Annotated in this window: 25 protein-coding genes; 22 read left to right on the top strand and 3 right to left on the bottom strand. The window is 62.2% G+C overall.

What is annotated here, in order from left to right; genetic code table 11:
• Nucleotides 1-9: 9 nt before the first annotated feature.
• The 8 genes from FA04_RS13230 to FA04_RS13195 all read left to right on the top strand — a co-directional run bounded on the left by FA04_RS13230 (nucleotide 10) and on the right by FA04_RS13195 (nucleotide 9,035).
• Entirely contained in the window at nucleotides 10-564 is a 555-nt protein-coding gene (locus FA04_RS13230; protein ID WP_034798838.1) for a sarcosine oxidase subunit gamma, read from the top strand.
• Nucleotides 565-817: 253 nt separating this feature from the next.
• A complete protein-coding gene (locus tag FA04_RS13225; RefSeq protein WP_034798835.1) occupies nucleotides 818-3,244 on the top strand; it encodes a GcvT family protein in 2,427 nt (808 codons plus the stop codon).
• A gap of 287 nt (nucleotides 3,245-3,531) precedes the next feature.
• Nucleotides 3,532-4,434, top strand: coding sequence for a branched-chain amino acid ABC transporter permease (locus tag FA04_RS13220; protein WP_034798833.1), 903 nt, complete (start codon nucleotides 3,532-3,534; stop codon nucleotides 4,432-4,434).
• 4 nt (nucleotides 4,435-4,438) lie between these two features.
• Nucleotides 4,439-5,824 (top strand): high-affinity branched-chain amino acid ABC transporter permease LivM, encoded by a 1,386-nt coding sequence (livM, locus tag FA04_RS13215; RefSeq protein ID WP_034798831.1) that lies wholly within the window; start codon nucleotides 4,439-4,441, stop codon nucleotides 5,822-5,824.
• Entirely contained in the window at nucleotides 5,824-6,708 is an 885-nt protein-coding gene (locus FA04_RS13210; RefSeq protein ID WP_034798829.1) for an ABC transporter ATP-binding protein, read from the top strand. Before livM ends, FA04_RS13210 begins: the two co-directional genes overlap by 1 nt.
• Nucleotides 6,708-7,433 carry an ABC transporter ATP-binding protein gene (locus tag FA04_RS13205; protein WP_034798827.1) on the top strand — a complete coding sequence of 242 codons (726 nt, stop codon included), beginning with the start codon at nucleotides 6,708-6,710 and terminating at the stop codon, nucleotides 7,431-7,433. Before FA04_RS13210 ends, FA04_RS13205 begins: the two co-directional genes overlap by 1 nt.
• Nucleotides 7,434-7,457: 24 nt before the next feature.
• Nucleotides 7,458-7,802, top strand: a complete 345-nt coding sequence (locus tag FA04_RS13200; protein ID WP_034798825.1) for a DUF6867 family protein — start codon at nucleotides 7,458-7,460, stop codon at nucleotides 7,800-7,802.
• 114 nt (nucleotides 7,803-7,916) lie between these two features.
• On the top strand, nucleotides 7,917-9,035 hold the full coding sequence (locus tag FA04_RS13195; protein ID WP_034798823.1) for a branched-chain amino acid ABC transporter substrate-binding protein: 1,119 nt from the start codon (nucleotides 7,917-7,919) through the stop codon (nucleotides 9,033-9,035).
• A gap of 89 nt (nucleotides 9,036-9,124) precedes the next feature.
• Here FA04_RS13195 and FA04_RS13190 read toward each other — a convergent pair whose 3' ends face one another.
• Nucleotides 9,125-9,577 (bottom strand): MarR family winged helix-turn-helix transcriptional regulator, encoded by a 453-nt coding sequence (locus FA04_RS13190; RefSeq protein WP_034798821.1) that lies wholly within the window; start codon nucleotides 9,575-9,577, stop codon nucleotides 9,125-9,127.
• Nucleotides 9,578-9,767: 190 nt separating this feature from the next.
• On the opposite strand from FA04_RS13190, the gene FA04_RS13185 reads away from it, so the two are divergent.
• The 14 genes from FA04_RS13185 (at nucleotide 9,768) to ureG (ending at nucleotide 20,318) form a co-directional block, all read left to right on the top strand.
• Nucleotides 9,768-10,778, top strand: a complete 1,011-nt coding sequence (locus FA04_RS13185) for an alpha/beta fold hydrolase (protein WP_064817005.1) — start codon at nucleotides 9,768-9,770, stop codon at nucleotides 10,776-10,778.
• A 140-nt stretch (nucleotides 10,779-10,918) separates the two neighbouring features.
• Nucleotides 10,919-11,893, top strand: a complete 975-nt coding sequence (locus FA04_RS13180) for a 2-hydroxyacid dehydrogenase (protein WP_034794191.1) — start codon at nucleotides 10,919-10,921, stop codon at nucleotides 11,891-11,893.
• A gap of 175 nt (nucleotides 11,894-12,068) precedes the next feature.
• Nucleotides 12,069-12,902 (top strand): urease accessory protein UreD, encoded by an 834-nt coding sequence (locus FA04_RS13175; protein WP_034794188.1) that lies wholly within the window; start codon nucleotides 12,069-12,071, stop codon nucleotides 12,900-12,902.
• 123 nt (nucleotides 12,903-13,025) lie between these two features.
• On the top strand, nucleotides 13,026-13,328 hold the full coding sequence (locus FA04_RS13170) for an urease subunit gamma (protein WP_034794185.1): 303 nt from the start codon (nucleotides 13,026-13,028) through the stop codon (nucleotides 13,326-13,328).
• Between the two features lie 98 nt (nucleotides 13,329-13,426).
• Nucleotides 13,427-13,732 (top strand): urease subunit beta, encoded by a 306-nt coding sequence (locus tag FA04_RS13165; protein ID WP_034794182.1) that lies wholly within the window; start codon nucleotides 13,427-13,429, stop codon nucleotides 13,730-13,732.
• The gene (locus FA04_RS13160) at nucleotides 13,729-14,139 is read left to right on the top strand and encodes a lysozyme inhibitor LprI family protein (protein ID WP_034794179.1); all 411 of its coding nucleotides are present in this window, start codon (nucleotides 13,729-13,731) and stop codon (nucleotides 14,137-14,139) included. Before FA04_RS13165 ends, FA04_RS13160 begins: the two co-directional genes overlap by 4 nt.
• 3 nt (nucleotides 14,140-14,142) lie before the next feature.
• Complete coding sequence (locus FA04_RS13155; RefSeq protein WP_082572800.1) at nucleotides 14,143-14,787, top strand: Urease operon accessory protein; 645 nt, start codon at nucleotides 14,143-14,145, stop codon at nucleotides 14,785-14,787.
• Nucleotides 14,788-14,790: 3 nt separating this feature from the next.
• The gene (gene ureC / locus FA04_RS13150; protein ID WP_034794169.1) at nucleotides 14,791-16,503 is read left to right on the top strand and encodes an urease subunit alpha; all 1,713 of its coding nucleotides are present in this window, start codon (nucleotides 14,791-14,793) and stop codon (nucleotides 16,501-16,503) included.
• A gap of 17 nt (nucleotides 16,504-16,520) precedes the next feature.
• Nucleotides 16,521-17,192 carry a TIGR02117 family protein gene (locus tag FA04_RS13145; RefSeq protein WP_034794165.1) on the top strand — a complete coding sequence of 224 codons (672 nt, stop codon included), beginning with the start codon at nucleotides 16,521-16,523 and terminating at the stop codon, nucleotides 17,190-17,192.
• 290 nt (nucleotides 17,193-17,482) lie between these two features.
• A complete protein-coding gene (locus tag FA04_RS13140) occupies nucleotides 17,483-18,022 on the top strand; it encodes a peroxiredoxin (RefSeq protein ID WP_034794163.1) in 540 nt (179 codons plus the stop codon).
• 169 nt (nucleotides 18,023-18,191) lie between these two features.
• The gene (locus FA04_RS13135) at nucleotides 18,192-18,488 is read left to right on the top strand and encodes a putative quinol monooxygenase (protein WP_034794161.1); all 297 of its coding nucleotides are present in this window, start codon (nucleotides 18,192-18,194) and stop codon (nucleotides 18,486-18,488) included.
• A gap of 2 nt (nucleotides 18,489-18,490) precedes the next feature.
• Complete coding sequence (ureE, locus tag FA04_RS13130) at nucleotides 18,491-18,964, top strand: urease accessory protein UreE (protein ID WP_034794158.1); 474 nt, start codon at nucleotides 18,491-18,493, stop codon at nucleotides 18,962-18,964.
• On the top strand, nucleotides 18,957-19,628 hold the full coding sequence (locus tag FA04_RS13125; protein WP_034794157.1) for an urease accessory protein UreF: 672 nt from the start codon (nucleotides 18,957-18,959) through the stop codon (nucleotides 19,626-19,628). Before ureE ends, FA04_RS13125 begins: the two co-directional genes overlap by 8 nt.
• Nucleotides 19,629-19,706: 78 nt before the next feature.
• Entirely contained in the window at nucleotides 19,707-20,318 is a 612-nt protein-coding gene (gene ureG, locus FA04_RS13120) for an urease accessory protein UreG (RefSeq protein WP_034794155.1), read from the top strand.
• Between the two features lie 47 nt (nucleotides 20,319-20,365).
• Here the strand turns inward: ureG and FA04_RS13115 are convergent, their stop codons facing one another.
• Both FA04_RS13115 and FA04_RS13110 read right to left on the bottom strand, forming a co-directional pair.
• Nucleotides 20,366-21,046 carry a Crp/Fnr family transcriptional regulator gene (locus FA04_RS13115; protein ID WP_034794150.1) on the bottom strand — a complete coding sequence of 227 codons (681 nt, stop codon included), beginning with the start codon at nucleotides 21,044-21,046 and terminating at the stop codon, nucleotides 20,366-20,368.
• Between the two features lie 159 nt (nucleotides 21,047-21,205).
• Nucleotides 21,206-24,523: an efflux RND transporter permease subunit gene (locus FA04_RS13110; RefSeq protein ID WP_034794149.1), complete on the bottom strand. Its 3,318-nt coding sequence runs from the start codon at nucleotides 24,521-24,523 to the stop codon at nucleotides 21,206-21,208.
• Nucleotides 24,524-24,531: the final 8 nt, after the last annotated feature.

Raw genomic sequence — 24,531 nt, 5'->3', positions numbered from 1 at the left:
GAGGCGGTGATGGTTCGCGACTACAACAACCGCCACGCACTGGAGCAGAAACTTCGATCGGCACCCACGTCGCCGGCGGCCGACCACCTGATGGTCGGGCATTGGCGCACGATGGCGACGGTTCTTGCGCGCGCCGGCCGGGAGGAGACCGTGCGTGAGGCGATCGCCGCACAGTCCGACTTGCCCATGCGGTTTTCGGCACCGGGGGAATGGCTTGTCGTCTCCGAGGTGGAAGCGCCGAGCGGGCTCGTACGTTGGCTCGAAGAGCTTTGCGACGGCGGTGCCTATGTTGTCGACCAAAGCGATGGGCGCGTCGTCTTCCGGATCGCCGGCCCGAACGTGCGCAGCATCCTCGTCAAGGGCATCGGCCTTGATCTTCATCCCTCAGCCTTCACGGTTGGCGGCAGCACCAATGCGCTGTGCGGTCACATCCCGGTCAATCTCGCCCGGACGGACGAGGACACGTTCGAGCTGATCGTGCCGCGGAGCTATGCGGTATCGCTCTTCGATGACCTGATGAAGATGGGGCGGGCCTTCGATCTCACCGCCGCCTTCTCGGATTGAAACGGCCCCTTCAACAGGTCGAAATCAAATGCGGCATGAAATGCCGCAAACAGGTCGCCCATCCACCAACAAACGGCGGAAATGGACAAGCGTCCTTCGCAGCCGTGTCTTTATCGGCGCCGTCTTTCTGACTAGGCTTTCATCATTCGCCGCTTGCACTTCTGTCTCTGAAGCAAGCGGTCGCCGTGCCTGAGTTTCTTCCTGACAATTTGGCCATGCCTCCGACAGGAGCATGGGGAGACGGAGTGTACGCATGAAAAGCCATGCCAAGGTCGTCGTTATCGGAGGCGGTGTCGTCGGTTGTTCGGTGCTCTATCACCTGACGAAATTCGGCTGGACCGACGCCGTGCTGCTCGAACGATCGGAACTCACCTCCGGCTCCACCTGGCACGCGGCCGGTGGCATGCACACGATCAACGGTGACCCGAACGTCGCCAAGCTGCAGAAATATACGGTCGAGCTCTACAAGGAGATCGAGGCGTATTCCGGCCACGATGTCGGCCTGCACATGACCTCCGGCATGATGCTCGCCGCCACCAAGGAACGTTTCGACTGGATGAAATCGATCCTTGCCAAGGGCCGCTACATGGGGCTCGAAGCCGAGCTTTTGACACCCAGGGAAGCGCACGACCTGATGCCGCTGCTCGATCCCGACCAATTCGTCGGCGCGGTGTTCGATCCGGTCGAGGGGCATCTCGATCCCTATGGCACGACGCATGCCTATGCCAAATCGGCGAAGAAGAACGGTGCGGAGATCTATCTGCACACCAAGGTCGAGGACCTGGTGCAGCGGGACGACGGTTGCTGGCGGGTGATCACCAACCAGGGCGAAATTGTCGCCGAACACGTCGTCAACGCCGCCGGCCTCTGGGCCCGCGAGGTGGGGCGCATGGTGGGGCTGGAGCTGCCTGTGCTCGCTATGGAGCACATGTATCTCATCACCGAGGACATGCCCGAGGTCATCGAGTTCAACCAGACGCGCGGCAAGGAGCTGATGCACTGTGTCGATTTCGACGGCGAGATTTATCTCCGCCAGGAGCGGAACGGCATGCTGATGGGCACCTATGAGAAGGCGTGTCGTCCGTGGTCGCCCGTCACGACGCCCTGGGACTTCGGCCATGAACTTCTCGCCGAGGACATCGACCGTATCTCGCCCGAACTCGAGGTCGGCTTCCGGCACTTCCCGGCCTTCAACAAGGCCGGCATCAAGAAGATCATCAACGGTCCTTTCACCTTCTCGCCGGACGGTAACCCGCTGGTCGGCCCGGTGCGGGGCTTGAGGAATTTCTGGTCGGCCTGCGCCGTCATGGCCGGATTCAGCCAGGGTGGCGGCGTCGGCCTGGCGCTTGCCAACTGGATGATCCATGGCGACCCCGGCTTCGACGTCTTTGCCATGGACGTTTCGCGCTACGGCGATTTCGCCACGCTTGCCTATACCAATGCCAAGGTGCGCGAGAACTACTCGCGTCGCTTCTCGATCCGTTATCCGAACGAGGAGCTGCCGGCGGCAAGGCCTCTGTTGACGACGCCGATCTACGACCGGCTGAAGGCTGCGGGCGCCGTCTTCGGCGCGTCCTACGGGCTTGAAACGCCGCTGTGGTTTGCACCCGAAGGCGTGAAGGACGCCTTCTCGTGGCGCCGTTCGACCGACTTTGAGACGGTGGGCGCGGAGGCCCGGGCCGTGCGCGAAGGCGTCGGCCTGATGGAGACATCGGGCTTTGCCAAATATGCGATCACCGGCAAGGGCGCTGAAGCCTGGCTCGACCGCATGCTTGCCTGCCGCATCCCTGAGGTCGGGCGCATGGCATTGGCACCGATGCTGAAGGAGGACGGCAAGCTGATCGGCGACTTCACCCTTGCCAAGCTCGAAGAGGGGGATTTCCTGCTTGTTGGATCCGGCATAGCCGAGGACTACCACATGCGCTGGTTCGAGGCGCATCTGCCGGCGGACGGCTCGGTGACGCTGAAGGCGTTGAAGCTGGAGCTGGCCGGCCTGTCGATCGCCGGGCCGAAGGCGCGCGATGTGCTTGAAAGCCTGACCCATCTCGATGTCTCCGACGCCGATTTCCCGTTCATGGACATCCGCCGGATGGATCTCGGCATGGCGCCCGCGCTCGTCGGCCGCGTCAGCTACACCGGCGATCTCGGCTACGAGATCTGGATGAAACCGGAGTACCAGCGTTATCTCTTCGAACTGCTGATGGAGAAGGGGGCGGCTTCCGGGATCCGTTTGTTCGGCCTGAGGGCGCTGAATGCATTGCGCGTCGAAAAATCCTTCGGCAGCTGGGCGCGCGAATATCGTCCGCTCTATGGCCCGGTCGAGGCTGGGCTCGGCCGTTTCGTCGCGACCGGCAAGGATGCGGATTTCATTGGCAAGGCGGCGGCCTTGAAGGAGAAGGCGGATGGCGGCGCGATGCGGCTGCGGACCTTCGTGCTCGATGCGAGGGATGCGGACGTCATCGGCGACGAGCCCATCTATCTCGACGGTGTCGTGCGCGGCTGGGTGACATCGGGCGGCTATGCGCATGCAAGTGGGGTTTCGGTCGCCATGGGCTACGTGCCCAAGGAGATCGCCGACCGAAGCGATGGCTGGTCGATCGAACTCTTGGGTGAGATCCTGCCGGCCCGTCTTCAGCCGCATCCGCTGTTCGATTCGAACGGTCAGCGCATGCGCGCCTAAGCATTCGAGGTGTAATGCAGACCGAAGTGGCTGTCGAAGCTTCATAGAATACCCGACGCTTTTACGACTAAAGTTGATGCTTTCGCGGGCGAAAGCTGCGAAAGATTTGATTTTTCTGGCTGTAAAAGCGTCAAATCGATTTTATCGAGGAAGTTTTTGGCGAAGTCGCGTTTTTTAGCTTTCCTTTTCGTTTGAAAGAGGTATGGAATCGAGCAAACACAGCGCTCAACAATGAGCTCAAAAAACAAGAGACCGGACCGTAATGGATCTGGTCCAGGGGAAGATTGATGGAGTATTTCGTCCAGCAGCTCGTCAACGGGCTGACTCTTGGGTCTATTTATGGTATGATCGCAATCGGTTATACCATGGTCTACGGCATCATTGGCATGATCAACTTCGCCCACGGCGATATCTTCATGCTCGGCGGCTTTGCTGCTTTGATTGTCTTTCTTATTCTCACAACATTCATCGGGGGCGTCCCGGTTGTACTTGCTCTCCTGCTGATGATGATCGTCGGCATGCTGACCGCAGGTCTCTGGAACTGGACGATCGAGAAAGTGGCCTATCGGCCGCTGCGCGGTTCGTTCCGGCTTGCGCCGCTGATCACGGCGATCGGCATGTCGATTGCGTTGTCGAACTTCATCCAGGTGACGCAGGGCCCGCGCAACAAGCCGATCCCGCCGCTCGTCTCCTCGGTCTACGAAGTCTTCGGCATCACCATCTCGCTGAAGCAGATCATCATCATCGTCATCACGGCGGCTCTGCTTTCGATCTTCTGGTACATCGTCAACAAGACGCCGCTCGGCCGCGCCCAGCGCGCGACCGAACAGGACCGGAAGATGGCGGCGCTGCTGGGTGTTGACGTCGACCGCACCATCTCGGTGACCTTCATCATGGGCGCAGCACTCGCTGCCGTCGCCGGCACGATGTATCTGATGTATTATGGCGTCGTCGTCTTCACCGACGGTTTCGTGCCTGGCGTCAAAGCGTTCACCGCGGCCGTTCTCGGCGGCATCGGATCGCTGCCGGGCGCCGTTCTCGGCGGACTGTTGATCGGGCTCATCGAGTCCCTCTGGTCGGCCTATTTCACCATCGACTACAAGGACGTCGCGACCTTCTCCATTCTCGCCATCGTCCTGATCTTCAAGCCGTCTGGCATTCTCGGACGACCGGAAGTCGAGAAGGTATAATTCCATGGCAAACATTGCTTCTACGACTGCAAGCGCCGGCACTGACGTGACGGCGCGGGCCCTGCGCGAGGCTGTCTTCGCGGGCCTGATTTCGCTCGGCCTTTTCGTGCTGTTCGTCGGTCTCAAGTCCGACCAGAACATCCGCAACGAGCTGATCCTCAACCAGCGCTGGGGACTGCTGGCGATCTTCGTGATTGTCGCTGCCGTCGGCCGCTTCCTGATGGTTGCCTATGTCCAGCCGGCCATGGCTCGGCGCAAGGCCGCCAAGGCCGAGGCCGACGATGCGGTGAAGGAGGAGACCTTCTTCAGCCGCAACTTCTCCAAGCTCGCGATTGCGTTCCTGCTCATCTATCCGCCGCTCGTCGTCGCGATCTTCGGCGTCCAGGGCTCGCTGAAGTGGGTCGACAATTTCGGCATCCAGATCCTGATCTACGTGATGCTGGCCTGGGGGCTCAACATCGTCGTCGGCCTCGCTGGCCTGCTGGACTTGGGTTACGTCGCCTTCTACGCGGTCGGCGCCTATTCCTACGCCCTGCTGTCGACCTATTTCGGCCTGTCCTTCTGGGTTCTTCTTCCGGTCGCCGGCATTCTCGCCGCCTTCTGGGGCATGATTCTCGGCTTCCCGGTCTTGCGTCTTCGCGGTGACTATCTGGCGATCGTGACGCTCGCCTTCGGTGAAATCATCCGACTGGTGTTGATCAACTGGACCGAAGTGACGAAGGGTACCTTCGGCGTCTCCGGTATCGCCAAGGCGACGCTGTTCGGCATCAAGTTCGATGCCTCGAAGGACGGTTTTGCAGCAATGATGGGCCTGCCGATGTCGTCGGCCTATTACAAGATCTTCCTGTTCTATCTGATCCTGGCACTTGCGCTGCTCACGGCTTATGTGACGATCCGGCTGCGCCGCATGCCGATCGGCCGCGCCTGGGAAGCGTTGCGCGAGGACGAGATCGCCTGCCGCTCGCTCGGTATCAACACGGTGACGACCAAGCTCACCGCATTTGCGACGGGCGCCATGTTCGGCGGTATCGCCGGCTCGTTCTTCGCGGTGCGCCAGGGCTTCGTGTCGCCCGAATCCTTCGTCTTCCTGGAATCCGCGGTCATTCTCGCGATCGTGGTTCTCGGCGGCATGGGCTCGCTTACCGGCATCGCAGTCGCTGCGGCCGTCATGATCGGCGGCACCGAAATCCTGCGTGAGCTTTCCTTCCTGAAGATGGTCTTCGGACCGGACTTCACACCTGAACTCTACCGTATGCTGATCTTTGGCCTGGCCATGGTCGTCGTCATGGTCTGGAAGCCGCGCGGCTTCGTCGGATCACGCGAACCGACAGCCTTCCTGCACGAACGCAAGGCAGTCTCCGGCAGCTTCACCAAGGAAGGGCACGGTTGATGGCCCGCGAGACAACGACAATGACAAAAGACCCCATTCTCAAGGTTGAGCACCTGTCGATGCGCTTCGGCGGTCTCATGGCCATCAACGACTTCTCCTTCGAAGCCTATCGCGGTGACATCACCGCGCTGATCGGCCCGAACGGAGCGGGCAAGACCACGGTGTTCAACTGCATCACCGGCTTCTACAAGCCGACGATGGGCATGATCACGATGAAGCAGAAGGCCGGCAAGGAATACCTGCTGGAGCGTCTGCCCGACTTCGAGATCACCAAGCTCGCCAAGGTAGCGCGTACCTTCCAGAACATCCGGATGTTCTCCGGTCTGACGGTGCTCGAAAACCTGCTCGTCGCGCAGCACAACAAGCTGATGCAGGCATCCGGCTACACCTTCCTCGGTCTGCTCGGCTTCCCGGCCTATCGCCAGGCGTCGCACGAGGCGATCGAACTTGCCAAGCACTGGCTGGAAAAGGCGTCGCTGATCGACCGTGCGGACGATCCGGCCGGCGATCTCTCCTATGGCGCCCAGCGCCGTCTCGAGATCGCGCGTGCCATGTGCACCGGGCCCGAGCTTCTCTGCCTGGACGAGCCGGCCGCCGGTCTCAATCCGCGCGAGTCTCTGGCGCTCAACGAATTGCTGAAAAGCATTCGCGCCGATACCGGCACGTCGATTCTTTTGATCGAACACGACATGTCCGTGGTCATGGAGATCTCCGACCACGTGGTGGTCCTGGAATATGGACAGAAGATTTCCGACGGCACACCGGATTTCGTGAAGAACGATCCGAGGGTCATTGCGGCCTATCTGGGTGTCGAGGATGAAGAGGTTGAAGAGGTGATCGAACAAATCGAGGAAATCGAAGGCGGGCAGGGGGGCACCCACTGATGACGGCGCCACTTCTCCAAGTCAAAGCCGTCGAGACCTACTACGGCAACATCCGGGCGCTCAGCGGGGTCGATGTCGAAGTTCACCGTGGTGAAATCGTCTGCCTGATCGGTGCCAACGGTGCCGGCAAGTCGACGCTGATGATGACCATCTGCGGCAGCCCGCAGGCGCGCACCGGTTCGGTCTTCTTCGAAGGCCAGGACATCACCCGCATGCCGACGCACGAGATCGCCCGGCTGCGCATTGCGCAATCGCCTGAGGGTCGGCGCATCTTCCCGCGCATGACCGTGTTCGAAAATCTGCAGATGGGCGCCAGCCTCGACAACCTGAAGCACTTCGACCAGGACGTGGAAAAGGTGTTTACGCTTTTCCCGCGCCTGAAGGAGCGCCAGGCGCAGCGCGGCGGCACGCTTTCGGGCGGTGAGCAGCAGATGCTGTCGATCGGCCGCGCGCTGATGGCCCGGCCGAAGCTTTTGCTTCTCGACGAGCCGTCGCTCGGTCTCGCACCGCTGATCGTCAAGGGCATCTTCGAAGCGATCAAGAAACTCAACAAGGAGGAGGGGCTGACGGTCTTCCTCGTCGAGCAGAACGCCTTCGGCGCGCTCAAGCTTTCGGACCGCGGCTACGTGATGGTGAACGGCCGGGTGACGATGAGCGGTTCCGGCAAGGAACTCCTCGCCAATCCGGAAGTGCGCGCGGCCTATCTCGAAGGCGGCCGTCATTGACCGGCCGCATCTGGAGCAAGTGACATGCAGGGAATTCTCTACGAAGAAGTGTCGATCTGGCAGTTTCTTTTCATAAGCTGCGTGCTCGGCGGCTGGACCGCCTGGCGCACGGGCAAGAGCGTGGCTGAAAGCTGGGAAGGCATGCCGCGGCTCATCCTCTACGTGGCGTTGCTGGGACTGGGCATCCGTTTCGTCCACCATGCGCTGTTCGAAGGCACCATGTTCAGCCTGCAATACTATATCGTGGACACGATCGTACTTTTGTTGTTTGCTACCGCAGGTTTCCGGTACTACCGGACCAAGCAAATGACCAATAACTACTATTGGCTCTATGAGAAGGCTTCGCCTTTCTCCTGGAAAGCCAAATAAAGGGAACAGCGCGCGCCGGCCGCCGCGGCCGGTGCGAAAGAAACACCGGCGCAACTATGGTGGGCATTGCGCAGGTTGGTAACGAGACCCGCTCGAATAATTGGGAGTAACAAGATGAAAAAGTCTCTTCTGTCGGCGGTCGCGCTGACGGCTATGGTTGCCTTCAGCGGCAGCGCCTGGGCTGATATTCTCGTTGGTGTCGCCGGCCCGCTGACTGGCCCGAACGCCGCTTTCGGTGCACAGCTCCAGAAAGGTGCAGAGCAGGCCGCCGCTGACATCAATGCCGCTGGCGGTATCAATGGGGAACAGATCAAGGTTGTGCTCGGCGACGACGTTTCGGATGCCAAGCAGGGCGTTTCGGTCGCCAACAAGTTCGTTGCTGACGGTGTGAAGTTCGTTGTCGGTCACTTCAACTCGGGCGTGTCCATCCCGGCTTCTGAAGTTTACGCCGAAAACGGTATCCTGCAGGTAACCCCGGCCTCCACCAACCCGCAGTTCACCGAGCGCGGTCTCTGGAACACGTTCCGTACCTGCGGCCGTGACGACCAGCAGGGTGCGGTTGCCGGTGCCTACCTCGCTGCCAACTTCAAGGACGCGAAGATCGCCGTCATTCACGACAAGACCCCCTATGGTCAGGGCCTTGCCGACGAAACCAAGAAGTCGATGAACGAAGCCGGCCTCACCGAAGCCCTCTATGAAGGCATCAACACCGGCGACAAGGACTTCTCGGCTCTGATCGCCAAGATGAAGGAAGCCGGCGTTTCGATCGTCTACTACGGCGGTCTGCACACCGAAGCCGGCCTGATCATGCGCCAGATGAAGGACCAGGGCCTCAAGGCTACCCTGATGTCGGGCGACGGTATCGTTTCGAACGAACTGGCCTCGATCGCCGGCGACGCCGTTGACGGCACGCTGATGACGTTCGCTCCGGATCCGCGCAAGAACCCGGCTGCCAAGGACCTCGTCGAGAAGTTCCGCTCTGCCGGCTTCGAACCGGAAGCCTACACGCTCTACGCCTACGCCGCTCTCCAGGTCATCGCCGAAGCTGCCAAGGCTTCCGGTGGCAACGACCCGCAGGCAGTTGCCGAAGCCATCAAGGCAAAGGGTCCGTTCAAGACCGCAATCGGCGAACTCGGCTATGACGAAAAGGGCGACATCACGCGTCCGGACTACGTCATGTACACCTGGAAGAAGGGTGACGACGGCAAGTACAACTACTTCCAGAACGAGTAGTTCTGATTTCGGACCTTGTGTCCGAGTGGTTGGGGCCCGGCGAGCAATCGCCGGGCTTTTCTTTTGGTGATGCTCGGCGCAGCGGTCTATTATTTCAATAGCGTGTCTCTGAGCGACGAGACTTCGGCGCGCAGTCGCTCGAGATCGTCGGGGCCGAGCTTTGTCGCTTCGCCAAGGTTGCGGGGTACGTCGATTGCCTTCTGCCGCAGCGCCTTGCCCATCTCGGTCAATTGTACCCGGACCTGCCGCTCGTCCGCCTTATCGCGCACGCGGGCGATGTAGCCGGCGGCCTCCAGGCGCTTCAGCATCGGGGTCAAAGTGCTCGATTCCAGGAAGAGCCGCTCGCCGAGGCTGCCGACCGTCTGGTCGTCCTTTTCCCACAACAGCACCATCACCAGATATTGCGGATAGGTGAGATCGAGCTCTTCCAGCAGCGGCTTGTAGATGCGCGTGAAGGCGTGGTTTGCGGAATAGACCGCAAAGCACAGGAAACTATCGAGCGCCAGCATTGCCTCATCGCCCTTGGGATCGGTGTCAATCATCGCTTTCTCCTGTCATGCTCTCAAAATAAATCGTTCACGATATAATCGCAAGACATTGACTATAGCGCGGCTACGGTATAAATATTGTGCACGATCTAATCGGTAGCGACATAAATCCACATAAGTCGCGCACGATTTAAACGCTAAGTATTTAACAGCGGTGTGACCGCAGGGAAGAAGGAGCGTTTCCATGAGCAAGGCAATCAGCAAGACCGAAGCCAACGGCATCTCCCGCCGCACGGTTCTCTCGGCCGCCTTTGGCGCTGCCGCCACCGCAGCCGCGGTCAATGCCATGAACACGTCGGCCAAGGCCGCATCCACCACCGCAGCAACCGCCGGCGCCTCCGGCACTAAGGGAGAAAACACCATGGGCAGCCGCATCATCACCCGCGATGGCGTCGAGATCTATTACAAGGACTGGGGTCCGAAGGATGGCCCGGTCGTCGTGCTCAGCCACGGCTGGCCGCTGTCGTCCGACAGCTGGGAGGCGCAGGCCTTCCACCTTGCCGCCAACGGCTTCCGCGTCGTCACCCATGACCGCCGCGGCCACGGCCGCTCGTCGCAGCCGTGGGACGGCAACGACATGGACCACTATGCCGACGACCTCGCGGATCTGATCAACGCGCTCGATCTCAAGGGTGTCTTCCTTGCCGGGTTTTCGACTGGCGGCGGCGAAATCAGCCGCTATATCGGCCGCCACGGCACCAGCCGGATCGCCAGGGCCGGTTTGATCTCGGCCGTGCCGCCGCTGATGGTCAAGACCGACAGGAACCCCGGCGGCCTGCCGAAGGAAGTCTTCGACGGCCTGCAGGCGGCAAGCCTGAAGGATCGCTCGAAGCTCTACCGCGACATCGCGTCCGGTCCGTTCTTCGGCTTCAACCGCCCGGGCGCGATCGCCTCTCAGGGCATGATCGACAGTTTCTGGCTGCAGGGCATGATGGGGGGACACAAGAACACTTATGACTCGATCGTCGCCTTCTCGCAGACCGACTTTACCGAGGACCTGAAGAAGTTCGACGTGCCGACCTTGATCATCCATGGCGACGACGATCAGATCGTGCCGATCGATGCGGCTGCACGGGCCTCGAAGACGCTGGTGCCGCATGCGGAGCTCAAGGTCTATGCCGGCGCACCGCACGGCATTACCGACACCCACAAGGACCAGCTCAACGCCGACCTGCTCGCCTTCGCCAAGGCCTGACATGTCCGAAGCCCGAGAAGAGGCGCCCGCAACGGCGCCTCTTTTTTGCTTTTCGTGATAGGTGTTTCGCTTGTCGAGATAGCTGTCGCGTCGCGCCGTTTCGTGCACTATCTCGCAGCGATTCTGATCCGGAGGCAGGCATGAGCTCGAAACCCCGCATTCTCCTCACCCGTCGTTGGCCGGCGGCGGTGGAGCAGGTGCTTGCCGAACGCTTCGACGTCACCTTGAACGAAGGGGACGTGCCTCTGACGGCTGCAGAACTGGCTGAAGCACTCCGGACCTATGACGCCGTTCTTCCGACAGTTTCTGATCGACTTCCGGCCGACCTCTTCGCCGGTGGCGGCCTCCGCGCGAAGATCCTCGGCAACTATGGCGTCGGCTACAATCACATCGACGTCGCGGCCGCCAAGGCTGCCGACATCGTCGTCACCAACACGCCCGGCGTTCTCACAGATTGCACCGCCGACATCGCCATGACGTTGCTGCTTGCGGTCGCGCGGCGGGCAGGCGAGGGCGAGCGGCAGGTACGGGCCGGCGAATGGAGTGGATGGCGGCCGACCCACATGATCGGCGGCAAGATCACCGGCAAGACGCTCGGCATCATCGGCTTCGGCCGCATCGGCAAGGCCATGGCCAAGCGCTGTCATTTCGGCTTCGACATGGATGTCGTCTTCTACAATCGCTCGCGCATCGACCCGGCCGAGGCAAGCCGCTACGGTGCGCGTCAACTCGACACGGTCGAGGACGTATTGAAGGTTGCAGACTTCGTGTCGCTCCATTGCCCCGGCGGCGGCGAAAACCGTCACCTGATCAACGCCGAACGGCTGGCGCTGATGAAAAAGGGCGCCTACCTCGTCAACACGGCGCGGGGTGATGTGATCGACGAGCCGGCGCTGATTGCGGCGCTCGAAAACGGCGTCATCCGCGGCGCCGGGCTCGATGTCTTCGAGGCGGAGCCGAACGTGCCGGAACGTCTGCGCGGGCTGGAAAATGTCGTGCTGCTTCCACATCTCGGCAGTGCCACGGAGGAGACGCGCGTCGCCATGGGCATGAAGGTGGCCGACAATATCACGGCGTTTTTCGACGGTCGCGAACCGCCGGATCGCGTGGCGTAGGCGGCTGCCCGTTTTCTGCGCAAGGCCTGCACGGAAATGCGGCATGCTGACGATTTTCTTTGCAAAACAATAACTTGACTTGTCGTGCCGCGATGCGGACGATAGCGCCAAGATAAGGCGATCGCGCCTATGGGGCGCCGCGTCGAAAATGAAGGACGCCGCTTAGCGGTCTGACATGGACAAGGCAGCACGCATCGCCCCGCAGCGGGCCTGGGGCAAGGGACGGGTGGTCGCCAAGGCGGCGCTCGGCCACAGCCGCATTGCCGAACTCTACCAGGAAGGCTGCGCCAAGATCCGCCTGCCAAAGACCTTCGACACCTCGATGGAGGCAGTGCTCATCAATTCCTCCGGCGGCCTCACCGGCGGCGACCGCATGGTCTGGGAGGTTGCGGCAGGGGCTGGAACGGACGTGACGGTGACGACGCAGGCCTGCGAGAAGATCTATAAGGCGAGCGCCGATACCGTCGAAGTGAAAACGCGCATCGAGGTTGCCGCCGGCGCGCGTGTCGACTGGTTGCCACAGGAGACGATCCTCTTCGACCGTGCCTCGCTGTCGCGCTCGCTGGAGGTGGAGCTTGCTGCCGACGCGACGTTTCTCGCGGTGGAAGCGGTTCTGCTCGGTCGCAAGGCGATGGGCGAGGCGGTTGAAACCGGGCTCTTCCGCGATCGCTGGCGTATCCGCGTCGAGGGCAAGCTGCTGCATGCGGACAATCTGGCGCTATCAGGAGAGGTCGCGCGCCTCAGTCAGCGCAAGGCGGTGCTCGATGGTGGGGCCGCCTTCGCCACGCTGCTCCATGTCGGTCCCGACTGCGAACCCTTGCTGCCGCGTCTTCGGTCGCTCGTCGATGGCGCAGCGTGCGTCGGCATCAGCCATTTTCAGGTCCATGGCCGCGACAAGCTGGTTGCCCGTTTCGTGGCGCCGGATGGCTTCGCGCTCAGAAAAATCCTCATCCCGGTTATTTCGCACTTGCGCATGCAGAAGACTGTGCCGAAAGTCTGGGTTCTCTAGCTCGTTTCACATTTTTATTTGAAACAGTGAAATGATCTAACGCATTGAAACTTTGTAATTCCTGGCGGAAGACCGCTTCGCAGATTTCCAGGAAATTGCTTCACGAACAACCGGTGGCGACGCATGAATCTTACCCCGCGCGAGAAAGACAAACTGCTGATTTCGATGGCGGCCATGGTCGCCCGCAGGCGCCTGGAGCGCGGCGTGAAACTCAACCATCCCGAAGCGATCGCGCTGATCACCGATTTCGTCGTCGAGGGCGCGCGCGACGGGCGCTCGGTTGCCGAACTGATGGAGGCGGGCGCCCAGGTGCTGACGCGCGATCAGGTGATGGAGGGAATCCCCGAGATGATCCACGACATCCAGATCGAGGCGACGTTTCCTGACGGGACCAAGCTCGTCACCGTGCACGAGCCGATCCGCTAAGCGTGAGGTGAGTACGTGGCTTGTTGGCGCAGGGTGCCTGAGGCCTGAACGCGGGATAAAAGCATGCGGCCGGCCGAGGGCGGCTTGAGGAGAAGACCATGATCCCAGGAGAAATCATTGCTGCGGCCGGAGAGATCGAGCTCAATGCCGGTCTCGACACGGCGACGATTGAGGTTGCCAACACCGGCGACCGCCCGATCCAGGTCGGCAGCCACTATCACTTCGCCGAAACCAATGCGGGGCTGCAGTTTGACAGGAAAGCAGCCTACGGCTGCCGGCTCGACATTCCCGCCGGCACGGCCGTGCGGTTCGAGCCGGGCCAGACGCGCCAGGTGACGCTGATACCGCTTTCCGGCAAGCGCGAGGTCTATGGCTTCCGCCAGCAGGTGATGGGCAAGCTATGAGAGTGCTGCCGGTTCTCGGTTTGCTTCTGGTGCTTGCCACCCCGGCGCTCGCCGAGGATGAGCCGGACGTGGATTGCGCGAATGCGATGGCTCAGCCGGATCTGAATGACTGCGCCTACCGGGAATACGAAGCGGCGGACGCGGAACTGAATGCGGTCTACAGGCAGGCGATGACGGCGGCGCAGAAGGTCGACAAGGAGCTGGAAGGCGCCGATATCGGCGCGGTCGAGGCGCTGAAGACGACGCAGCGCGCCTGGATCGGCTATCGGGACGGACAATGCGAGCTGGCCGGTTTCCAGGCCCGTGGCGGCCAGGCCGAGCCGATGCTGGTTTCAGGCTGCCTTGCCCAGCTCACGCAGAAGCGTACCGCCGAACTCAACGAATTTCTCGAAGCTCAAGGGAACTGACCATTGCAGGCTCGCCGCGTCATCATGATCGTGGGCAATGGCGAGGTGCCTGACGGCGCCGGCGCAACGATCGATGCCGCCGATCTCGTCGTGCGCTTCAACGATTGCCGCTCTGTCGGCGCCAGCGGCCACAGGACCGATATCGTCGCGGTCTGCAATACCGGACGCCCGGGGATTTCCATGCTCGGCGGTGGTCGCTGGAAGACGAATGCCGCCGTGCGCCAGGCGCGGGAGATATGGTGCGTTCGCTCCGGCGCGAAGTTTGCCGCCATGCGCGCCGGGCTTGCGGAAACGCATCCGGACCTCGACGATTTCTGCGACGATTACACTGTCGGTTTCGAGAGCTTCGCCCGTTCGACCAACCGCGGCTTTCGCGTCGTCCCGGTCGATGTGCACGACCAGGTGGAGCAGGATCTCGCCGGCTTTTCGCCGGCCCCTTATGTCGTTCCATCGAGCGGGATGATCGTGATTGCCGATGTGCTCGCGCATCTAGCGACACCCGACGACGAGGTCGTTCTTGCCGGCTTCGGCCATGTCGGTTGGGAATGGCATCCCTTCGCCGCCGAGCGCCGCCATGTCGATGCGCTTGCAGCCAGCGGCCGTCTTCGCCGCCTCCATCCCATTTCTACTTCGTCCCAAGGAGCCTGAACCATGCCCTACAAGATGTCGCGCGCGGCCTATGCCAACATGTTCGGCCCGACGGTCGGCGACAAGGTGCGGCTCGCTGACACCGAACTTTTCGTCGAGGTGGAGAAGGACTTCACGACCTATGGCGAGGAGGTGAAGTTCGGTGGCGGCAAGGTCATTCGCGACGGCATGGGGCAGAGCCAGGCGACACGCGCCGAGGGCGCCGTCGACACCGTCATCACCAATGCGCTGATCGTCGATCACTGGGGCATCGTCAAAGCGGATATCGGCCTCAAGGACGGACGCATCGCCGGCATCGGCAAGGCCGGCAACCCGGACACGCAACCGGGCGTCACCGTCATCGTCGGTCCCGGCACGGAGGTCATCGCGGGCGAAGGCAAGATCATCACCGCGGGCGGCATGGACAGCCACATTCATTACATCTGCCCGCAACAGATCGAGGAAGCGCTGGTGAGCGGGCTTACGACCATGCTTGGAGGCGGCGCCGGGCCGGGCCATGGCACGCTCGCCACCACCTGCACCTCCGGTCCCTGGCATCTCGCCCGCATGATCGAGGCGGCCGACGGCTTCCCGATGAACATCGCCTTTGCCGGCAAGGGCAATGCGTCGCGGCCGGGCGCGCTGGTGGAAATGGTGCTCGCTGGCGCCACCTCGCTGAAATTGCATGAGGACTGGGGCTCGACGCCGGCGGCGATCGATTGCTGCCTCGGTGTCGCCGACGAATACGACGTGCAGGTGATGATCCATACGGACACCTTGAACGAGAGCGGCTTCGTCGAGGATACGATCGCGGCGATCAAGGGCCGCACCATCCATGCCTTCCACACGGAAGGGGCCGGCGGCGGCCACGCCCCCGACATCATCAAGATCTGCGGCCAGCCGAACGTCATTCCGTCCTCGACCAATCCGACGCGGCCCTACACCAAGAATACGCTTGCCGAGCATCTGGACATGCTGATGGTCTGCCATCACCTGTCGCCCTCGATCCCCGAGGACATCGCCTTTGCCGAGAGCCGCATCCGCAAGGAAACGATCGCGGCCGAGGACATCCTGCATGATATCGGCGCCTTCTCGATCATCTCGTCTGACAGCCAGGCCATGGGCCGCGTCGGCGAAGTGGCGATCCGCACCTGGCAGACTGCCGACAAGATGAAGCGTCAGCGCGGGCCGCTGCCGCAGGAAACCGGCGACAACGACAATTTCCGGGTGAAGCGCTATATCGCCAAATACACGATCAATCCGGCGATCGCCCACGGCCTCAGCCATGAGATCGGCTCCATCGAGGTCGGCAAGCGCGCCGATCTCGTCCTCTGGAACCCAGCCTTCTTCGGCGTGAAGCCCGACTTCGTGCTTCTCGGCGGCTCGATCGCGATGGCACCCATGGGCGATCCGAATGCCTCCATCCCGACGCCGCAGCCGGTGCACTACCGGCCGATGTTTGCCGCCTACGGCAAGAACCGCACGAGTTCGTCTGTAACCTTCGTGTCGCAGGCCTCGCTCGACGCCGGCCTTGCCGCCAAGCTCGGCGTTGCCAAGCAGCTTGTGGCGGTCCGCAACACCCGTGGCGGCATCGGCAAGGCATCGATGATCCACAACAACCTGCTGCCGCATATCGAGGTCGATCCGGAGACCTATGAGGTGCGCGCCGACGGTGAGCTTCTGACCTGCGAGCCGGCGACGGTCGTGCCGATGGCACAGCGCTATTTCCTATTCTGAACAAGCAGGGACAGGGAATGAAGCGTGGCCTGAAATGGGCTTTCTTCGGCCTACTGGCGGCGATACTTGCCATCGTTGCCGGAACCTTGCTGCCGCTGCCGCTCCTGCCGGTTTCCGCCTCCGCTGCGGGAGCAGGGGGCACGCGCATCCTTCTGCTTTCCGGCCCGATCCACACGGACATCGCCATACCCCTGACGGACGAGATTCGAGCGCGGTTCGGCTTTGTCGAGGCGGCCGGCGTGCCGCTTGCGCATCCGCAGGCTGAATGGCTGATCTTTGGCTGGGGCGGGCGGTCCTTCTATCTGGAAACGCCGACCTGGTCTGAGCTGAAGCCCGGGCCCGTGTTCAAGGCGCTGACCGTCGACCGCTCGGTGATGCATGTGGATATCGCCGGTCGGATCGTCGAGCCGCAGGCTGCCGTCACCGGCTTCGAGCTGGACGAAGCGGGATACGATCGGCTGCTCGGCTTTATTGCCGAAAGCTTCACCCGCGAGGCCGGAGCTGTCGTTTCGATCGAGGGTTTTTCCTACAATGGCAACGACCGCTTCTTCGAGGCCGGAGGCAGCTTCAACGCGCTTTTCGGCTGCAACACATGGACGGCGCGCGCGTTGCGTGAGGCGGGCTTGCGAACGGGCCTGTGGAACCCGGTCCCGCCAAGCCTCGGGCTGTCGCTGCGGCTCCACAATTGAGCAATGATTGGCAGGCAGTGATTGGCAGGCGGCAGCCATGCGGCCACCGCATGGCTGCCATGTTCGCATGTGAATTGGGGCCTTTCGTGCTGCGTCGCAGCGCAATATCCGATAGGAAGACGGCTGACCTTCCTCGGTTGCCAGCAATCCTCCCAAGACCTGCCGACCGAGAGCTGCGCCAGAGCGGTTTGCGGTTCTCCGCATGTATCCCGCTCTAACTTACAAGAGACGATCACGTTCATGATTTTGGTCGAACCGATCCAAATCATCGTGGTCCAAAGGAGATGACGATGCTTGGCAGAAAAGTACCCGCTGTAACGTTCCGCACCCGCGTTCGCGACGAGGCCGTTGGCGGCTCGAACCCGTTCCGCTGGGAGGACGTGTCCTCCGACGATTACTTCGCAGGCAAGCGCGTCGTGCTGTTCTCGCTGCCGGGCGCGTTTACGCCTACCTGCTCGACCTTCCAGCTGCCCGATTTCGAAAAGCTGACGGCCGATTTCCGCGCCGAGGGCGTTGACGAAATCTACTGCATCTCGGTCAACGACGCTTTCGTCATGAACGCCTGGGGCAAGTCCCAGAGCCTCGAAAACGTCAAGCTGATCCCGGACGGTTCGGGTGAGTTCACCCGCAAGATGGGCATGCTCGTCGCCAAGGACAATCTCGGCTTCGGCATGCGCTCCTGGCGCTACGCTGCCGTCGTCAACAACGGCGTTGTCGAGCAGTGGTTCGAGGAAGAGGGCTATTCCGACAACTGCGACAGCGACCCCTATGGCGTTTCCTCGCCGCAGAACATTCTGGAGACGCTGAAGTCCCAGAAGCTTGCCGCCTGATGGCAGCGACCTATCGTTCCTGATTGGAAAGAGCCCGAAGATCGGATCCGGTCTTCGGGCTTTTTCTTGCGCGGTACAGCCGCCGCAAGCGCCTGAAAAGCCGCACCCGCCGCTGGCGCCAGGGCTTTTTCTTGCTAAAGTAGCCGGCAGAAAAGATATCGAGGGTTCAATGGTTTACATTATCGCCTACCTGACCGCACACCCCGGCAAGGGGGATGAGGTAGTGTCGCTCGCAGCACCGCTGATCGAGGCCACCCGGCGCGAGGCCGGCTGCATCACCTATGATCTCTACCGCAAGCCGGCCGAGCCCGACGCGCTGGTTTTTGTCGAAACCTGGAAGGACAAGGCAGCCGTCGACGCGCATTTCGAGGAACCACATCTGAAGGCCTTTCAGGCGGCGATGGCCGACCTGCTCGTCGAGGCGCGCCTCGAGCTCGTGACGCCGGAAAAGGTCGAGGTTCTCTGACGATGCCCTATCGTTCGACAGAGGTTCTCTCGCCGGGGCCGGCCGATATTGCGCCGCTTCATAGCGTGACATTGACGCACGACGCGCGGCATCTGCGCCGCAAGTTGCTGCATCTCGAAAACGACGATGTGGTGATGCTGGATCTCAAGGAAGCGGTTATGCTTGCCGATGGCGACCTCCTGGTGCTCGAAGGCGGCGGCCATATCCGCATCGCTGCCGCGCCCGAGGCGCTCTACGAGATCCGCCCGCGCGACGCGATGCATCTGATCGAGCTTGCCTGGCATCTCGGCAATCGCCACCTGCCGGCACAGTTCGAAGAGAGCCGCATCCTGATTGTCCGCGATCCGGTGATCCGCCAGATGCTCGAAGGCCTGGGCGCGGCGGTGAACGAGGTTTCGCTGCCTTTCCATCCGCTGCGCGGCGCTTACCATGCCGGCGGCCACAACCATGGCCATAATCATCACCACCATGGCTGAGCGGGTCGATACGCAAGCGCTGCTTCGCCTCGTGACATGGATGTCGCCGGCCTTTCCCGTCGGCGCCTTTTCCTATTCCAGCGGGCTTGAGCAGGCGGTTCACGACCGTCTGGTGAGCGACGCCGGCGAGCTTCGCAACTGGCTGGAGGCGGTCATCTCTCTGGGCTACGGCTGGAACGATGCGCTGCTTCTGGCCGAGAGCTATCGCGCCGTGAACGACCATGCCCGGCTGGCTGCGGCGGCAGAGCTTGCCGAAGCCCTGGCGGGAGGCCGCGAGCGCCATATGGAAACGATGCTGCAGGGCCAGGCGTTTCTGGCAGCGGCGCGCTCGTGGCCGCATCCGGTTCTGGATGCGCTGCCTAAGAGTGTCGCCTATCCGGTCGCAGTCGGTGCCGTCGCCGGCGCTCATGAAACGGGCCTCGAGCCGGCGCTTGCCGCCTATCTCAACGCCTCGGTCTCGAACGCCGTCTCGGTGGCGATCCGTTGCGGCGTGACCGGCCAGCGCGATGGCGTCGGCATCATTGCAGCACTCGAACCGGTCATCGCGGCGACAGCCGTCAAGGCCGCCGGCGTCTCGCTCGACGACCTCGGCTCGGCCACGATGACAGCGGATATTTCGTCGCTCAGACACGAGAGCCTGCATTCGCGGCTCTTCCGTTCGTAACTCATAGAACTGCGCAATTTCGGACGGAAACCGTCTCACGCTTCCCTGGAATTGCTTCCACCTTGAAAGGACATCCAGATGGCATCGAAGAACGGTCCCCTTCGCGTCGGCATCGGCGGGCCGGTGGGCTCGGGCAAGACGGCGCTGACCGACAAGCTCTGCAAGGCGATGCGAGAGAAGTACTCCGTCGCTGTCGTCACCAACGATATCTACACCAAGGAAGATGCCGAGGCGTTGGTGCGCATGCAAGCGCTGCCCTCCGATCGCATCGTCGGGGTGGAGACCGGTGGATGCCCGCATACGGCGATCCGCGAGGACGCCACGATCAATCTGCAGGCGATCGCTGATCTCAACCGCCGCATCCCCGATCTCGATGTCGTCTTCATCGAATCCGGCGGTGACAATCTTGCGGCGACCTTTTCGCCTGATCTCGCTGACCTGACGATCTATGTCATCTCGGTCTGCCAGGGCGAGGAAATCCCGCGCAAGGGCGGGCCGGGCATCACCAAATCGGACCTTCTGGTCATCAACAAGAAGGATCTGGCGCCCTATGTCGGGGCCGATCTCGACGTGATGCAGCGGGATGCGACGCGCATGCGGGCGGAAAAGCCCTTCGTCTTTACCGACATGAAGCGCGGCGACGGCATCAACCGGATCGTCGATTTCCTGACGCTGCACGGCGGCCTCTGACGCCGTCCGCTTTTGTTGCTTCTGGCGCCTGAACCTTCGTCAACGCGTCAGAAGCGCTCCAGCGCCTGCCGGTCATGGATCTCGATGACGCGGCCCTTGACGGTGACGCCGGAGCGGCGAAGGGCCGAGAAGGCGCGAGACAGTGCCTCGGGCGCCAGGCCCAACTTGCCGGCCAGCACATTCTTCTGGAAGGGCAGGCGGAAGGAAAAGTTGGTGATGCCATCGGGGCAATTGCCGAGGATATAGCTCGCGACCCGCTGCGGTGCCGTGAGCAGCCGGTCTTCGGCCAGGCAATCCTCCGCCATTTGCGCGTGCCGGCACAAAAGCTGCATCAGTGCGTCGGCGATCTCGGGCGTCTGTTCGGCCAGCTTGCGAAGCCTGCGGCTGTCGATGCGCGCAAGCATAGTCGTCTCGATCGCCTGGGCGTTGGCGGTGGCGCGGTTGCCAAGGAACATGGCGCTTTCGCCGAAAAGTTCGCCTTTCGGGAAGACGGCGATATCCGCCTCGCGCCCGTCCTTGCCCAGCCGGTAGAGCCGCACCAGACCGGAGAGGACCAAGAAGACTTGGTCCAGTGCCTCGCCCTGGCCAAAGAGGATGTCGTGCTCCTCGTGGGTGGAAACCACGACATCATCGAGAATGGCGCTCGACGCCGCCGCCGGCAGCTTTTCGAAAAAGCAGGAGCCGAGCAGCACCGCCCTGTCGTTCGAGTTCAATCGCAACGTCTTCATCGTACCCGTCCTGAGTAAAATCCAGCGCTAGGGTAGAGGGCTTTGCAGATCTTGGTTTGACCTCGATCAAATAGAAATCACAAAAAGCCCGCGCTTGCAGGGCGCGGGCTTGCTTTAGAATTGTGGCCGCCCCGGGCGGAGAGCCTCTTCGGCGATGACCTACTCGGCAGCGAGCGCCGGGTGGTTGATGACCTTGCCGCCGGACCGTCCCTTGGTCTGGTCCGTTTCCAGCGTCTTCAGCCGGTCTTCCAGGCCTTCGATCGTCTTGCCTTGCTCATGCACCAGATCGGTGAGGGCCTCGCGGTCGAGCGGCAGGTTTTCCTCGTCCTTCTTGCCGACGAAGCGGCCGAAGATGCGGGCGAGCAGTCGCGAGAGGTCGTCCATGATCAGGAAGAACGACGGCACGATCACGAGGCTCAACACCGTCGAGACGATGATGCCGCCGATCACGGCGATCGCCATCGGGGCGCGGAACGAGCCGCCTTCGCCGACGCCGAGCGCGGAGGGCAGCATGCCCGCCGACATGGCGATCGAGGTCATGATGATCGGGCGGGCGCGCTTGCGGCCGGCCTCGATCATGGCGACCTGCCGGTCCATGCCGTGATGCATCATCTCGATACCGAAGTCGACGAGCAGGATCGCGTTCTTCGTGACGATACCCATCAGCATCAGGATTCCGATCAGAACCGGCATGGATAGCGCGTTCTGTGTCAGGATCAGCGCGGCCGCCACGCCGCCGATTGCGAGCGGCAGCGAGAACAGGATGGTGAAGGGCTGGATCACGTCCTTGAACAAGAGGATCAGCACCACCAGCACCAGCATCAGGCCGAGCAGCATGGCGTTGCCGAAGCTCTGCTGCATTTCCGCCTGCACCTCGGCGTCGCCGCTTTCGAGGAACTGCACGGACTTCGGCAGATCGGCCTGGCCGGCGATCTGCTTGAAGCGCTCCGAGGCGGTGTTGAGCGCAACACCGACCGGGAGATCCGCGCCGAGCGATACGACGCGGTTGCGATCGTAGCGCTTGATCGAGCTCGGGCCTTCCGAATAGTTGATGTCGGCAACGCTCGACAGCGGCACGGTGGCGCCGGCGGCGGTCGTGATCTTCAGATTGCGGATCGCGGCGATATCCGTGCGGAAGTCGCGGTTGATCTGCACGCGGATCGGGATCAGCCGCCCGTCGAGGGCGATCTTGGTCAGCGCCGCGTCGATATCGCCGATGGTGGCGACACGGATCACCTCGGAGATCTGCGCGGTGGTGATGCCGAGGCGCGACATCTGCTCGTCCCGCGGACGGATCTGCAGTTCCGGACGGGGAAGGGCGCCATCCGGGCTGACATTGGCCAGCAACGAGTCGCTCCTCAACTTGCCTTCCAGCGTCGCCACCGCCTGGTCGAGATCGGCCTCGTTGTTGGAGAGCAGGTTGAAGGAGAGGTCGCGCTCACCGCGGTCGTTGAGCTTGATCACCCGCACATCCGGAATGTCACGGACGCGAGCGAAGATTTCCTTCTCGATCTGCGACTGCGGGATGATGCGGCCGGCAGGCGGCATCTTCGGCAGGTACGCGCCGATCACCGGCGTGCGACCGATGACGTCATTGACGATCTTGTTGACGAGCGACTGGTCGAGCTTCTTGAGAAGCACCGTCACCGTCGCGCGGCGCAGTTCCAGGTCGCCCTTCGGCGAAGCGCCGCCAAGTACGAAGATGTTGTCGACGCCTTCGATATCCTTGATCCGATCGTAGATCTCGGTGGTGGTGCGGTCGGTGTCCTCGAGCATGGCGTCCGGCGGCAGCTCGATCGACAGGCTGACGCGCGAGGCGTCTTCCGGCGGCAGGAAGCTGCCGGGCACGAAGAGGACGAGCGCGAAGACAGAACCAACCGAGAAGACGATGGCCGCAAGCAGCGTCAGGTAGCGGGTGTACCAGTGCTTCGTGGTGGCGACCACAAGGCGCGTATAGTTGCGCATCATGAAGCCGTCCCGGTCATGATGATCACTGCCGGCGTCCGACGGGCGCATCAGATAGGCGGCCATCACAGGCGTGATCAGACGCGCGACGAGCAGTGAGAAGAACACCGCGACGGCGACCGTCAGACCGAACTGGATGAAGTACTGGCCGGGAATGCCCGGCATGAAGGATACGGGCACGAAGACCGCGATGATGGTGAAGGTCGTCGCGATAACGGCAAGGCCGATTTCGTCCGCCGCTTCGATCGAGGCGCGATAGGGCGATTTGCCCATATGGATGTGCCGCTCGATGTTCTCGATCTCGACGATCGCATCGTCGACGAGAATACCGGTTGCGAGCGTCATCGCCAGGAAGCTGACGAGGTTCAGCGAGAAGCCGAGCAGGTCCATGACCCAAAAGGTCGGGATCGCCGACAGCGGCAGGGCCACGGCGGAAATCAGCGTTGCCCGCCAGTTGCGCAGGAAGAGCATGACGACGATGACGGCGAGCAGCGCGCCTTCCATCAGCGTGTGCAGCGCCGCCTCGTAGTTGCCGTAGGTGAAGTAGACGGAATCGTCGACCATCTCGATGGTGACGTCGGGGTTCGCCGCGCGGATCTTTTCGAGCGACTTTGCGACCGTCTCGGCGACGCTGACTTCCGAGGCGCCCTTCGCGCGGAAGACCGCGAAGGTCACGCCGGGGTTGCCGTTGAAGCGCGAGAAGGAACGCGGTTCCTCATAGGTATCGGTGACCGTGCCGAGATCGGACAGGCGCACGAAGCGGCCGCTCGGCACCGAGATCATCGTGTTGGCGAGCTGCTCGACATTGCGGGTATCGCCCAGCGTACGGATCGCCTGCTCGCTGCCGCCGACCTGACCACGGCCGGAGCCGAGGTCCATGTTCATGCGGCGCAGCTGGCCGTTGACGTCGGCGGCGGTGATGCCGAGCGAATTCAGCTTGTCTTCGTTGAGTTCGACCCGGACTTCGCGGTCGGCGCCGCCGTAACGGTCGACGCGGCCGATGCCCTTCTTGCCCTGGATCTCACGCTTGATGACGTCGTCGACGAACCAGGAGAGTTCTTCGAGCGACATGCCCGGCGCGGACACGGAGAAGGTCTGGATCGCCTGGCCCTCGACGTCGACCTTGGAGACGATCGGTTCTTCGATCGAGGTCGGCAGGTCGCTGCGGATACGGTCGATCGCGTCCTTGACGTCCTGCACCGCCTGGGCCGTAGGCACTTCCATGCGGAAAATGACGGCGGTGGTCGAGGTACCGTCGTTGATCGTCGACTGGATATGATCGACGCCGGTGACGCTTGCGACCGCGTCCTCGACTTCCTTGGTGACCTGGGTTTCGAGCTCGGCCGGAGAGGCGCCGCTCTGCGTCACGTTGATCGAGACGATCGGGACGTCGATATTGGGGAAGCGGGTGATCGGCAACGACACGAAGGACTGGTAGCCCAGCACCATCAGGACGACGAAGAAGAGGATCGGAGCGATCGGATTGCGTATGGACCAGGCTGAGAAGTTCATGGTCACGG

It is taken from the genome of Ensifer adhaerens (assembly GCF_000697965.2).
Classification (GTDB): domain Bacteria; phylum Pseudomonadota; class Alphaproteobacteria; order Rhizobiales; family Rhizobiaceae; genus Ensifer; species Ensifer adhaerens.
The sequence above is the reverse complement of the archived record's forward strand: the minus strand, read 5'-3'. Positions and strand labels throughout refer to the sequence as shown.